Source organism: Acidovorax sp. GW821-FHT10E03, from assembly GCF_059415205.1.
In genome coordinates this window covers 13,797-25,798 of record NZ_JBWKMU010000010.1, presented here as the reverse complement: position 1 = coordinate 25,798, position 12,002 = coordinate 13,797, and the positions used below count along the sequence as shown (strand labels likewise).

General features: G+C 68.3%; 10 protein-coding genes. 3 read left to right on the top strand and 7 right to left on the bottom strand.

Features of this window, described 5'->3' with window-relative positions; translation table 11 throughout:
* Positions 1–71 precede the first annotated feature (71 nt).
* Together AC07OD_RS18210 and AC07OD_RS18205 are read right to left on the bottom strand one after the other, a co-directional pair.
* A complete protein-coding gene (locus AC07OD_RS18210) occupies positions 72–917 on the bottom strand; it encodes a metallophosphoesterase (protein WP_494597686.1) in 846 nt (281 codons plus the stop codon).
* Between the two features lie 139 nt (positions 918–1,056).
* The gene (locus AC07OD_RS18205) at positions 1,057–2,016 is read right to left on the bottom strand and encodes a LysR family transcriptional regulator (RefSeq protein ID WP_218296522.1); all 960 of its coding nucleotides are present in this window, start codon (positions 2,014–2,016) and stop codon (positions 1,057–1,059) included.
* Between the two features lie 125 nt (positions 2,017–2,141).
* On the opposite strand from AC07OD_RS18205, the gene AC07OD_RS18200 reads away from it, so the two are divergent.
* Complete coding sequence (locus tag AC07OD_RS18200; protein WP_218296523.1) at positions 2,142–2,582, top strand: hypothetical protein; 441 nt, start codon at positions 2,142–2,144, stop codon at positions 2,580–2,582.
* A gap of 183 nt (positions 2,583–2,765) precedes the next feature.
* Here the strand turns inward: AC07OD_RS18200 and AC07OD_RS18195 are convergent, their stop codons facing one another.
* From AC07OD_RS18195 to norR, 5 genes are all read right to left on the bottom strand, one after another.
* Entirely contained in the window at positions 2,766–4,637 is a 1,872-nt protein-coding gene (locus AC07OD_RS18195) for a phosphoenolpyruvate carboxykinase (GTP) (RefSeq protein WP_492244797.1), read from the bottom strand.
* 305 nt (positions 4,638–4,942) lie between these two features.
* A complete protein-coding gene (gene queC, locus AC07OD_RS18190; RefSeq protein WP_369641045.1) occupies positions 4,943–5,662 on the bottom strand; it encodes a 7-cyano-7-deazaguanine synthase QueC in 720 nt (239 codons plus the stop codon).
* A gap of 80 nt (positions 5,663–5,742) precedes the next feature.
* Positions 5,743–5,889: a hypothetical protein gene (locus tag AC07OD_RS18185; RefSeq protein ID WP_218296526.1), complete on the bottom strand. Its 147-nt coding sequence runs from the start codon at positions 5,887–5,889 to the stop codon at positions 5,743–5,745.
* An 80-nt stretch (positions 5,890–5,969) separates the two neighbouring features.
* Positions 5,970–7,193 carry a threonine ammonia-lyase gene (locus AC07OD_RS18180; protein WP_218296527.1) on the bottom strand — a complete coding sequence of 408 codons (1,224 nt, stop codon included), beginning with the start codon at positions 7,191–7,193 and terminating at the stop codon, positions 5,970–5,972.
* Between the two features lie 112 nt (positions 7,194–7,305).
* On the bottom strand, positions 7,306–8,871 hold the full coding sequence (gene norR, locus AC07OD_RS18175; RefSeq protein ID WP_494597685.1) for a nitric oxide reductase transcriptional regulator NorR: 1,566 nt from the start codon (positions 8,869–8,871) through the stop codon (positions 7,306–7,308).
* Positions 8,872–9,109: 238 nt separating this feature from the next.
* On the opposite strand from norR, the gene AC07OD_RS18170 reads away from it, so the two are divergent.
* Positions 9,110–11,395 carry a nitric-oxide reductase large subunit gene (locus tag AC07OD_RS18170; RefSeq protein ID WP_494597684.1) on the top strand — a complete coding sequence of 762 codons (2,286 nt, stop codon included), beginning with the start codon at positions 9,110–9,112 and terminating at the stop codon, positions 11,393–11,395.
* A 71-nt stretch (positions 11,396–11,466) separates the two neighbouring features.
* On the top strand, positions 11,467–11,895 hold the full coding sequence (locus AC07OD_RS18165) for a hemerythrin domain-containing protein (protein WP_492244794.1): 429 nt from the start codon (positions 11,467–11,469) through the stop codon (positions 11,893–11,895).
* The last annotated feature ends 107 nt before the right edge of the window (positions 11,896–12,002 follow it).

The window sequence follows — 12,002 nt, the reverse complement described above, 5'->3', positions numbered from 1 at the left end:
GACTTCTGTTGTCTTGACCTGGGTCATGTTTTTTCCTCTGCACTGCGGGGCGGCAGGGCCCCGTGCGCCGATCATAAGGTGATGCAGCACTGCGCCTGGAACGCCGCCTGCTCGCCCTTGCGCGCATAACCCAGCGGATTGGCCACGACGCGGCACTGCCACGGCGTGCCGTCCTCGCGCAGGCCCCGTGCCGTGTAGTCGCTCGGGGCATGCAGGTGCCCGTGCAGCCACAGCTGCGCGCGGGGCAGCAGGGCGTCCAGCGCGTTGCAGAAGCCCGCCGTGCCCGGCACCATGCCGTAGCGCGGGTCGGCACTGCGCAGGCTGGGCGCGAAGTGCGTGGCCACGACCGTGGGCCCGTCGAACGGGACCGCGAGCGCGTCGCCCAGCCACTGCTGGCAGGCCAGGGCCTGGTCGCGCACGGCCTCGGCGAGGAACGGCTGAGCATGGCGGGTGCCGCCCGTCTTGCGCAGATAGAAATTCGCCGCCCGGAAGGCCTTGTCGCGCAGCTTCAGGCGCCTGGCCAGGTCGGTGGTGCCTTCGTGGTCCGCCAAAGCGTCGAAATCGCTCCAGAGCGTGGTGCCCACGAAGCGGACACCTTGAAGAGTGACCATCTCCCGCTCCAGCCAGGTGATCCCCAGCCGTTCGCAGGTCCTGCGCAGCCGCTGGTGGGCCGCATCGAAATCCTGCGCGTCGTATTCGTGGTTGCCGGGCACGAAGAGCACCGGCGTGGGCCAGCCCGCGTACGGGGCCAGGGGCGAGAACCGGGCGAGGCCGAAGTCATCGTCCTGTAGCAGCGAGCCCTGCTGGTAGGAGCCCACGTCCCCCGCAAGCACCAGCACATCGGCGCCGGGGGCCGGTTCGGGGATGAAATGGGGGTGCGCCTCAAGGTGCAGATCGGACAGCAGCTGGATGTTCATGGAGCGCGCAGTCTACGGGCTTGGAGTGGGACGGGGCGAATCGAATGCCGTGGCGGCACCCCGAAATGCGCCAGATCCCGCCGCAAGGCACTGCCGCGGCAGGCCGCGCTGGGGTGGGTGGGATGCCCGCGCCCGGGCCTCACGGTTCGGGAAAGGTGCGGCGCGCCGAGCGCGCCAGGGCGTGCAGCAGCCAGGTCATCGCCGCCTGCTGCGGGCCGCGGCGGCGCCACAGGGCATCGACATGCACGGGCGGGACGTCCAGCGGCAGGGCCCGTTGCACCAGCGCGTCGGAGATGCCCGTGACGGGCACGAAGTGGCGCGGCAGCACCGTCAGCAGGTCCGAACCCGACACCACGCGCCCGGCGGTGAAGAACTGGTTGACCGTGATCACCACCTTGCGCTCGCGGCCCAGGGAGGCCAGCGCCTCGTCGATGAAACCGAAGGGGCGGCCGGAAAAGCTCACCAGCATGTGCCGGGCAGCGCAATAGGCGTCCAGGGTGAGCGGCGCGTCCGCCAGCGGGTGGCCCTGGCGCATCACGCACACGTATTCCCCGTCGTAGAGGCGGCGGCTCTCGAACGCGACCGCCCCGCCCGACTGCGCGCGTGCCGTGAGGTCCGCCAGCACGGCCGGAAAGTAGCCCACCGCCATGTCGGCGGCTTCCTCGTCGAGCAGGCGCCGGGGGTCGCGGGTGGTCAGGGGCAGCACCCGGATCGAGATGCCGGGGGCCTCGCGCTCGATGATCTCCACGAGGGCGGGAACCAGCGTGGCCGCCGTGGCATCGGCCATGGCCAGCACAAAGGTGGACTCGGCCGTGGCGGGCTCGAAGCGCCCCGGCGCCAGGGAGTCCTGCAGATGGGCCAGGGCCTCGCGCACGGGGGGCCACAGCGCCAAGGCGCGGGGCGTGGGCTCGACCCCTTGGCCGCTGCGCACCACCAGTTCATCCCCCAGCACGTCGCGCAGCCGGCGCATGGCATTGCTCACGGCGGGCTGGGTGATGGACAGCTTGTGCGCCGCGCGCGTGAGGCTGCGCTCGGCCATCACCTCGTCGAAGACGCGCAACAGATTCAGGTCCAGCGAGCGGAAGTTCAAGGGTGTCATGGCAATTCATCACCATTATGAATATCAATGATTCAAAATATAAACTTGAACATGCAAAGGGTAAACCCTAATATCACCCCATCGCCCGGCAATCTCGCCACAAGCGTTAGAAAAGGGAAACCGAAATGACCAGCTTTGCACACGTTGACTACCCCACTGAACACCCCGGCGTGGTCCGCGCCGAAAACGCCGCCGCCGCTCTGAAGAGCGTGGCCGCCAACTTTGACGGCGCCCGTGGCGCCGCCACCCTGCTGCTCGCGGCCGTCGTGTCGGCACTGCTGGTCGTGGCCAACCAGGTGATCGACACCTGGAGCGAAGGCCACCTGCTGGCCGCGTGGATGGTGCTGTGGCTGGTGGCGTTCGCCGCCCTGGCCCTGCTGACCGCCCCGGCACGCCGTGCTGGCGCCGCTCTGCGCGTGGCAGGCCGCGCCTGGGCGGAAAACCGCCGCCGCGCCGCGGACGACGAGCGCACCTGGCAAGTCGCCATGAAGGATCCCCGCATCATGGCTGAACTGAACCATGCAATGGGCATCCCCACGGTGAACGATATCCGCACGTACTACTGAGACCGCGCTGCGCGGCCGGCGCGGCAGTCCCGATCCCCTTGAAGCCGTGGCGAACGCTCGCCACGGCTTTTTTCATGGTCCGGCTGTCCTGCGCCTGGCCTGTTTCCCCCCCTGGCGCCGGCCCATGAAAAAACCGCCCGTTCGGCAGAAGGGGCGGTTTCTCGGACTGGGAAGAACAGGGTTTTATGCAGCCAGGCGTTTTTCCAGCAGGGCCTTGGTATCCAGCAGGGCCGTGGGCAGGTGGTAGGCCAGTTGCTCGAAGTGGGCATCGTGCAGCTTGAACTCATCGGCCCAGGCCGCCTTGTCGATGCTGGTCACGGCGTCGAACTTCTGGGCGCTGAAATCCAGACCCGTCCAGTTGATCTCGGCGTACTGGGGCGCCACGCCGAACATGGTTTCCTGGCCTTGGGCCTGGCCTTCGATGCGGTCGATCATCCACTTGAGCACGCGCATGTTGTCGCCGTAGCCGGGCCAGACGAACTTGCCGGCCTCGTCCTTGCGGAACCAGTTCACGCAGAAGACCTTGGGCACGGCCTTGCCGGTGGCGGCGATCTTGCCTTCCATGTTCAGCCAGTGCTGGAAGTAGTCGCTCATGTTGTAGCCGCAGAACGGCAGCATGGCGAAGGGGTCGCGGCGCACCACGCCCTGGGCCCCGAAGGCGGCGGCGGTGGTCTCAGAGCCCATGGTGGCGGCCATGTACACGCCCTCCGTCCAGGTGCGGGCTTCCGTCACCAGCGGCACGGTGGTGGAGCGGCGGCCGCCGAAGATGAAGGCGTCGATCGCCACGCCGTTGGCGTCGTCCCACTGCGCATCGAGCGCCGGGTTGTTGGTGGCGGCCACCGTGAAGCGCGAGTTGGGGTGGGCCGCCTTGGCGCCGGTTTCCTTGGCGGTCTGGGGCGTCCAGTCCTTGCCTTGCCAGTCGATCAGGTGGTCCGGGAGCTTGCCGGTGTCCTTTTCCATGCCTTCCCACCACACGTCGCCGTCGTCGGTCAGGGCCACGTTGGTGAAGATCACGTCCTTGTCCAGGCTCTTCATGCAGTTGGGGTTGGTGTGCATGTTCGTGCCGGGGGCCACGCCAAAGTAGCCGGCTTCAGGGTTGATGGCATACATCTTGCCGTCGGCATGGGGCTTGATCCAGGCGATGTCGTCACCGATGGTGGTGACCTTCCAGCCGGCAAAGCCTGCTTCGGGCGGCACCAGCATCGAGAAGTTGGTCTTGCCGCAGGCGCTGGGGAAGGCGGCGGCCACGTGGTACTTCTTGCCGGCGGGGTTGGTCACGCCCAGGATGAGCATGTGCTCGGCCAGCCAGCCCTGGTCGCGGCCCATGGTCGACGCGATGCGCAGGGCCAGGCACTTCTTGCCCAGCAGCGCGTTGCCGCCGTAGCCCGAGCCGTACGACCAGATCTCGCGCGTTTCGGGGTAGTGCACGATGTACTTGACCTTGGGATTGCAGGGCCAGCTGGTCGTGTCCTTTTCACCTTCGGCCAGGGGGGCGCCCACGGTGTGCATGCAGGGCACGAACTCGCCTTCCACGCCCAGCACGTCGTACACGGCCTTGCCCATGCGGGTCATGAGGCGCTGGTTCACGGCCACGTAGGCGCTGTCGGTCAGCTCCACGCCGATGTGGGCGATGTGGCTGCCCAGGGGGCCCATGCTGAAGGGCACCACGTACATGGTGCGGCCCTTCATGCAGCCGTCGAACAGGGGCTGCAGCGTGGCCCGCATTTCAGCGGGGGCCATCCAGTTGTTGGTGGGGCCTGCGTCTTCCTTGGCGGCCGAGCAGATGTAGGTGCGGTCTTCCACGCGGGCCACGTCCGACGGGTCGGACCAGGCCAGGAAGCTGCCGGGGCGCTTGGCGGGGTTGAGCTTCTTGAAGGTGCCGGCGTCGACCAGCTGCTGGCACAGGCGGTCGTACTCTTCCTTGCTGCCGTCGCACCAGTAGATGGTGTCGGGCTTGCACAGGGCGGCCATGTCGGCCACCCAGGCGAGCAGCCGGGCGTTCTTGACGTAAGCGGGGGCGTTGAGATTCAGGCCCTGCATGGTGGGTGCGTTCATCGGGAGCTTCCTAAGTTGAAAAACAGTTTTTTCAAAGGAAGCGGACCCGGTGGATCGCGGCAAGGCCTGGCGCAGTTGCGATGCTGAGCGCTGCCTTTGAAAAAACGGCTTTCGTGCTCAGTCGGCGGGCGGGAGCGTGGTCAGCCCCACGGTGTGGAGGCTATTTCCACGGATTCCGCGGGTCGGCTGGGGTGTCAATTTTATGAATCTGCCGACCGCTTGTCTGTCAGACTGGGGCTAAAACCATGCAAAAGATGCATGAGGTTATGCATCACAATCCGCCCAGTCCCGCTCTGTCCCGCCCTTCAGGTGCTGGGCTGGCCTGTCTGGCCGGCCTGCCACCGCGCATGGCCCGCCTTGCGCAACTCGCACGCCGGGCAGGTGCCGCAGCCGTAGCCCCAGGCATGCAGCGTGTCGCGCACCCCGTGGTAGCAGGTGTGCGACTCGGTGATGATGAGATCCACCAGCGCGTCGCCGCCCAGGGTGCGGGCCAGCTCCCAGGTGGCGGCCTTGTCCAGCCACATGAGCGGCGTCTCGAACGTGAAGCGCTGCCCCATGCCCAGCGACACGGCGACCTGCAGCGCCTTGAGCGTGTCGTCGCGGCAGTCGGGGTAGCCCGAGAAGTCGGTTTCGCACATGCCGCCCACCAGCGTGTGCAGCCCGCGCCGGTAGCCCACGGCGGCGGCCAGGTTGAAGAACAGCAGGTTGCGCCCCGGCACGAAGGTGTTGGGCAGGCCGGCGGCGGTCATCTGGATCTCGGCGTCGCTGGTCAGCGCCGTGTCGCTGATGCGGCCCAGCACGGCCAGGTCGATCATGTGGTCGTCGCCGAGCCGGTCACGCCATGGCCCGAAGCGGGACCGCAGGGCCGCCAGCACGGCCTGCCGGGCCTGCAGCTCCACATGGTGGCGCTGGCCGTAGTCGAAGCCGATGGTTTCCACGCGCTCGAACTGCGTGAGCGCCCAGGCCAGGCAGGTGGTGGAGTCCTGGCCACCGGAAAAAAGGACGAGGGCGTGTCCGGGTCTCATGGGGTCTCCTGGTGACGGGGGGGTGCAAGGCGAAAAAAAGCCCCGCGCAGCGGGGCTTGTGGCGGTGCCAGGGCAATCGATCAGGCCATGTACACGGCGATGAAGGCCAGCAGGAACATCATGATGCCGCCGACCACGGGCAGCACCACGGGAATCACGTGAACCACGTTTTCCACGGGATCGTGCGGGAGCGATTCGGGGGCATGCGTAGTGTGGTGGTCGGACATGGTGTGGGCTCCAGATGCTTAAAACTTGCGCAATTCTAGCCGCGCCGGCGTGCACGGGGCTGAAAACCCCGCGCCGGGGGTCAGATCAGGTCGGCCTCCATGCCCGCCGAACGCAGCTTGCCCAGCACCTCGTCCACGTGCGCCTTGCTCCTTGTCTGCAGGACCAGCTCGATCTCCACGTTCTGCGCGGCCAGCATGGTGAATGCGCGCTGGTGGTGCACTTCCTCGATGTTCGCGCCCGCGTCGGCCACGGTGGCGGTGATGCGCGCGAGCACGCCCGGCACGTCGCGCGCGCTGACCTTGATGCGCGCCAGCCGGCCCGAGCGCACCATGCCGCGCTCGATGATGGCGGCCAGCAGCAGCGGATCGATGTTGCCCCCCGAGAGCACCAGCCCCACGCGCTTGCCCCTGAAGCGGGCGGGGTGGCGCACCAGCGCCGCCAGGGCCGCGGCGCCCGCGCCCTCGACCAGCGTCTTCTCGATTTCGAGCAGCATCAGCACGGCCTGCTCGATATCGCCTTCGTCCACCAGCACCAGGTCGTCCACCAGGCGCTGCACCACCTCCTGGGTGATCTTGCCCGGGGTGCCCACGGCAATGCCCTCGGCGATGGTCGAGGTGCCCATGGGGTGCTGCGTGTGCCGCACGGCGTTGACCATCGACGGAAAGCGCGCCGCCTGCACGCCCACGATCTCGATGCCGGGCTTGAGCGCCTTGGCCGCCGTGGCCATGCCGGCGATCAGCCCGCCCCCGCCGATGGCGACGACCAGCATGTCCAGATCGGGCTGGGCGGCGAGCATCTCCAGCGCGACCGTGCCCTGGCCCGCGGCGATGGCTTCGTCGTCGTAGGGGTGCACGAACGTCAGCCCCTGCGCATCGGCCAGCCCGTAGGCGTGGGCCCGGGCTTCTTCGAGCGTGTCGCCGTGCAGCACCACCTCGGCGCCGAAGCCGCGGGTGCGCTCCACCTTCACGCCGGGCGTGAAGCGCGGCATCACGATCACCGCGCGCAGGCCCAGGCGCTGCGCGTGATAGGCCACGCCCTGGGCATGGTTGCCCGCGCTCATGGCCACCACACCCGGCGTCGTTCCGGGCGCCGCGCCGCGGGCACGTTCCGCGTCGACCAGCAAGGTGAGCCGGTTGCAGGCGCCCCGCTCCTTGAACGAGGCCGTGAACTGCAGGTTCTCGAACTTGAGGAATACCTGCGCGCCCACGATCTGCGAGAGCGTCTTGGATTCCACACAGGGGGTGTCCAGCACCTGGCCCTGCAGGCGGGTGGCGGCGTCTCGGATGTCTTGGAGGGTCAGCATGGCGCCATTGTGGCGCAGGCCCGCGTGCCGCAGGCCCCCCGGCATGGACGTGGGAAGAAAATGGCCGCCAGCGCTTGAGGGATAAGCGCTGAATGCTATCAAAATTGAAGCTCTACTTGATGCCCAGCCTGCGCGCCAGCTTGTGCAGGTTGCTCGCGTCCACCTCCAGCGCACGCGCCGCCTGGGCCCAGTTGCCCTGGTGGCGCGCCAGGGCCTGCGTGATGGCGTGCCGCTGGCAGGCATCCACGGCGTCGCGCAGCGGGCCTTCGGCGGTGGTGGGGGTGGGCGGCGTGGTGGCCACAGCGGGGGCACCGGCATCCAGGGGGGCGTGGGCCACGCTGGCGGCGTTGGCGTCCAGGTCGAGCAGCGCGGGCTCCAGCGTCACGATGTCCGCGCGGCTCACGCCCCGGCTCAGGGCCTTGAGCGCCGCGCGGCTGACCACGTGCTCCAGCTCGCGGATGTTGCCGGGCCAGGGGTAGCGGCGCAGGGCGTCCTGTGCGCTGGCCGACAGCCGCAGGCTGCGCAGGCCCAGGCGCGCGCGGTTCAGTTCCAGAAAACGGCCCGCCAGCAGCAGCACATCGTTGCCCCGTTCGCGCAGCGGCGGGATGGGCACGGGGTACACCGACAGCCGGTGGTACAGGTCGGCGCGGAAGGCGCCGTCGCGCACCTGCTCGCGCAGGTTGCGGTTGGTGGCGGCGATCACGCGCACGTCCACGCGGCGCGGGCGGTCGGCGCCCAGGCGCTGGATCTCGCCGTTCTGCAGCGTGCGCAGCAGCTTGGCCTGCACGGCCAGCGGCAGTTCGCCCACCTCGTCAAGGAACAGCGTGCCGCCCTCGGCCGCCTCGAAGCGCCCGGGCCGATCGGCCACTGCGCCGGAGAACGCGCCGCGCACGTGGCCGAAGAGTTCGCTCTCGGCCAGAGACTCGGGCAGCGCCGCGCAGTTCACGTGCACCAGGAGCTTGGTGCGGCGCGTGGACTGGCGGTGCAGCAGGCGCGCGAACAGCTCCTTGCCCACGCCGGTTTCGCCCAGCAGCAGCACCGGCAGGTCCGAGCCCGCCACCACCGTGAGCTCGTGCAGCAGGCGCAGCAGGGGCTCGCTCTGGCCAACGATCTCCATGTCGCCATCGCCCGCGCGGGTGGTGCGCTCGTCGTCGGCGCTGCGGGTGTGGGGGGCGCTGCGCAGCGCCTGCACCTCGCGCTCCAGCCGCGAGATGCGCACGGCCGCCTCCACCAGCACCTTGCAGTCGGCCAGCGCGGCGCGTGCGGCCTCGCCGAAGGTGCCGGTCTGCAGCGCGTCGAGCGTCAGCACGCCCCAGGGCTGGCCGTCCACCCACAGGCTCACGCCCATGCAGTCGTGCACGGGCAGGGGCTCGCCCACCAGGGTGTCGAGCAGGCCGTCGTAGGGGTCGGGCAGGGTGCTGTCGTGGTCGAAGCAGGTCACCTCGCGCCGCGCCAGGATGGCGGCGAGCCGGGGGTGCTGGCTGACCACGAAGCGCCGGCCCAGCGCCTCGCGCACCAGGCCCTCCACGGCCACGGGGCGCAGGTGGTCTTCCTCCAGCTGCAGCAGGGCCACGGCCCCGCAGTGAAAGCGCATGCGCAGGTGGTCCGCCAGCCGCTGCAGGCGCACGGCCTGGGGCAGATCGGTGGCCAGGTCGGCGAGCAGGGGGCTATGGTCCATGGTGATATTTACCTTTGATGGGTGAATTAAACCCTATCCATGGATGGTCAAAAAGACCATGACCGCTGCAAGTGGTTGATTTGATGGGCCTGCAGCCCTGGCCCGGCGCTTGCGATGTGGACAGTGACACCGATTCACTCGTTCCGAAAAGCCATGACCACAAGACCCCGACCCCACGCCGCCAGCGCACGCTGGCGCCGCCCCTTCGTTGTTGTTCTGTTGAAGCAGGAGGCCCGCCATGGGTAACTACCGCAAGCTCTGGTTCACGCTGATCGGCGTGCTCATCGTCACCTTCAGCCTGCTGGGCTACTACGGCGCCGAGGTCTACCGCACCGCGCCGCCCATCCCCGCCAGGATCGCCACGGCCGGGGGTGAAGTGCTTTTCACCCACGACAGCATCCTCGACGGACAGACTGCGTGGCAATCGGTGGGTGGCATGCAGCTGGGTTCCATCTGGGGCCACGGCGCCTACCAGGCACCCGACTGGACGGCCGACTGGCTGCACCGCGAGTTGCTCAACTGGCTTGACGTCGCCGCCGAGCGTGCGCACGGCAAGCCCTTTGCCGAGCTCGACGCCGCCGCCCAGGCCGTGCTGCGCGACCGCATGAAGACCGAGTACCGCACCAACACCTACCACCCCGAGACGGGCGTGGCCACGGTGTCTTCGGTGCGTGCGGATGCCATTGCGATGACCGCGCTGTACTACGACCAGCTTTTCAGCGACGTGCCCGCGCTGCACAAGACCCGCGAGCACTTCGCCATGAAGGAGAACACCCTGCCCAGCGCCGAGCGGCGCGCGCAGATGACGGGTTTCTTCTTCTGGACGGCCTGGGCCGCCGCCACCGAGCGCCCCGGCACCACGGCAACGTACACCAACAACTGGCCGCACGAGCCACTCATAGGCAACAAGCCCACGGCCGAGAACATGGTCTGGTCCGTGATGAGCGTGGTCGTGATGATGGCGGGCGTGGGCTTCCTCGTGTGGGGCTGGTCCTTCCTGCGCAAGCACGACGAGGTGGAACCCACGCCACCCCAGCATGACCCGCTCTCGCGCGTGCCGCTCACGCCCTCGCAGCGCGCCCTGGGCAAGTATTTGTTCCTCATCGTGGCGCTGTTCAGCTTCCAGGTGCTGCTGGGCGGCTTCACGGCCCACTACACGGTGGAAGGCCAGCAGTTCTACGGCATCAACGTGTCGCAGTGGTTCCCCTATTCGCTGGTGCGCACCTGGCACATCCAGAGCGCGCTGTTCTGGATCGCCACGGGCTTCCTGGCAGCCGGTCTGTTCCTCGCGCCGCTCATCAATGGGGGCAAGGACCCGGCTTACCAGAAGCTGGGTGTGGACATCCTGTTCTGGGCGCTGGTCGTGGTGGTGGTGGGCTCGTTCACGGGCAACTACCTGGCCATCGCGCAGATCATGCCGCCCGAGTGGAACTTCTGGCTGGGCCACCAGGGCTATGAATACGTGGACCTGGGCCGCCTGTGGCAGATCGGCAAGTTCACCGGCATCGCCTTCTGGCTGGTGCTCATGCTGCGCGGCATCGTGCCGGCGCTGCGCACCCCCGGCGGCGACAAGAACCTGCTGGCGCTGCTGACGGCGTCGGTGGTGGCCATCGGCCTGTTCTACGGCGCAGGCTTCTTCTACGGTGAACGCACCCACCTGTCGGTGATGGAGTACTGGCGCTGGTGGGTGGTGCACCTGTGGGTGGAGGGCTTCTTCGAAGTCTTCGCCACCACGGCGCTCGCCTTCATCTTCTCGACGCTGGGGCTCGTGTCGGTGCGCATGGCCACCACGGCCAGCCTGGCCTCGGCCTCGCTGTTCATGCTGGGCGGCGTGCCCGGCACCTTCCACCACCTCTACTTTGCAGGCACCACCACCCCGGTGATGGCGGTGGGCGCGGCCTTCAGCGCGCTCGAAGTGGTGCCGCTGGTCGTGCTGGGCCACGAGGCCTGGGAACACTGGCGCCTGCAGCACCGCACGCCCTGGATGGCCCGCCTGCGCTGGCCGCTGATGTGCTTCGTGGCCGTGGCCTTCTGGAACATGCTGGGCGCGGGTGTCTTCGGCTTCATGATCAACCCGCCCATCTCGCTGTACTACGTGCAGGGCCTGAACACCACGCCGGTGCATGCCCACGCCGCGCTGTTCGGGGTGTATGGCTTCCTGGCGCTGGGCTTCACGCTGCTGGTGCTGCGCTACATCCGGCCGCAGCTGGTGTTCAGCGAGCGGCTCATGAAGACGGGCTTCTGGTGGCTCAACGCCGGCCTGGTGCTGATGATCGCCACCAGTCTGTTCCCCATCGCCCTGTTCCAGTTCCACGCGAGCGTGAGCGAAGGCCTGTGGTACGCCCGGGGCGAGGCCTTCATGCAGCAGCCCTTCATCCAGACGCTGCGCTGGGTGCGCACCTTCGGCGACGTGGTCTTCATCGTCGGCGCGCTGGCCATGGCCTGGCAGGTGGTGAGCGGTGTGTTCGGTTCGCGGGCCCCGGCCGCTTCCACGGGGGCCTACCTGGCGCAGGCCCGTCGCTGAAATGCACCGTGCGCGGCGGCTGCCACAAGCGGCCACCGCGCTCACACACCGTTTGCCCACAAGGACTGACCATGAACCTCGACAAATTCAAGCACCAGCACACCGACATCCTGCGCAGCATCGCCACCTTGCGCGCCCTGGCCCACGCGGGCGTGCAGGCCAACGCCACGGCCATCGCGCAGGGCATCGTGGCGATGAGCGGCACCATCAAGCTGCATCTGGCCGTGGAAGACCAGGTGCTCTACCCCGCACTGCAGCGCGGTGGCAACCCCGAACTGGCGCGCCTGGGCCGCCAGTACCAGAGCGAGATGGCCTCGATTGCCAGCGCCTACGACGCCTTTGCGCGCCGCTGGAACACGGCCGAGGCCGTGCGCCGCGATGCGCAGGGCTTTCGGGACGAGGCCAACGTGGTGCTGCGCCGGGTGTTCGAGCGCATGCAGCGCGAAGACCATGACTTTTATCCGCGCATCGAGGAGGAAGAAACCGCCGCCTGCCATTGAGCGCCCACGCGAGCGCAGCCCGGCCGCAGCGGTGGAGCCCCTGCAGCCCCTAGCCCCCCAACAAAAACACCCACCTTTTCCACGCACACCTCTTGTGCTCCAGCGTG

Coding starts and splice junctions, on each gene's coding strand:
- AC07OD_RS18210 (WP_494597686.1), bottom strand. CDS start 917: ATGAACATCCAGCTGCTGTCCGATCTGCACCTTGAGGCGCACCCCCAT.
- queC (WP_369641045.1), bottom strand. CDS start 5,662: ATGAGACCCGGACACGCCCTCGTCCTTTTTTCCGGTGGCCAGGACTCC.
- norR (WP_494597685.1), bottom strand. CDS start 8,871: ATGGACCATAGCCCCCTGCTCGCCGACCTGGCCACCGATCTGCCCCAG.
- AC07OD_RS18180 (WP_218296527.1), bottom strand. CDS start 7,193: ATGCTGACCCTCCAAGACATCCGAGACGCCGCCACCCGCCTGCAGGGC.
- AC07OD_RS18200 (WP_218296523.1), top strand. CDS start 2,142: ATGACCAGCTTTGCACACGTTGACTACCCCACTGAACACCCCGGCGTG.
- AC07OD_RS18195 (WP_492244797.1), bottom strand. CDS start 4,637: ATGAACGCACCCACCATGCAGGGCCTGAATCTCAACGCCCCCGCTTAC.
- AC07OD_RS18185 (WP_218296526.1), bottom strand. CDS start 5,889: ATGTCCGACCACCACACTACGCATGCCCCCGAATCGCTCCCGCACGAT.
- AC07OD_RS18165 (WP_492244794.1), top strand. CDS start 11,467: ATGAACCTCGACAAATTCAAGCACCAGCACACCGACATCCTGCGCAGC.
- AC07OD_RS18170 (WP_494597684.1), top strand. CDS start 9,110: ATGGGTAACTACCGCAAGCTCTGGTTCACGCTGATCGGCGTGCTCATC.
- AC07OD_RS18205 (WP_218296522.1), bottom strand. CDS start 2,016: ATGACACCCTTGAACTTCCGCTCGCTGGACCTGAATCTGTTGCGCGTC.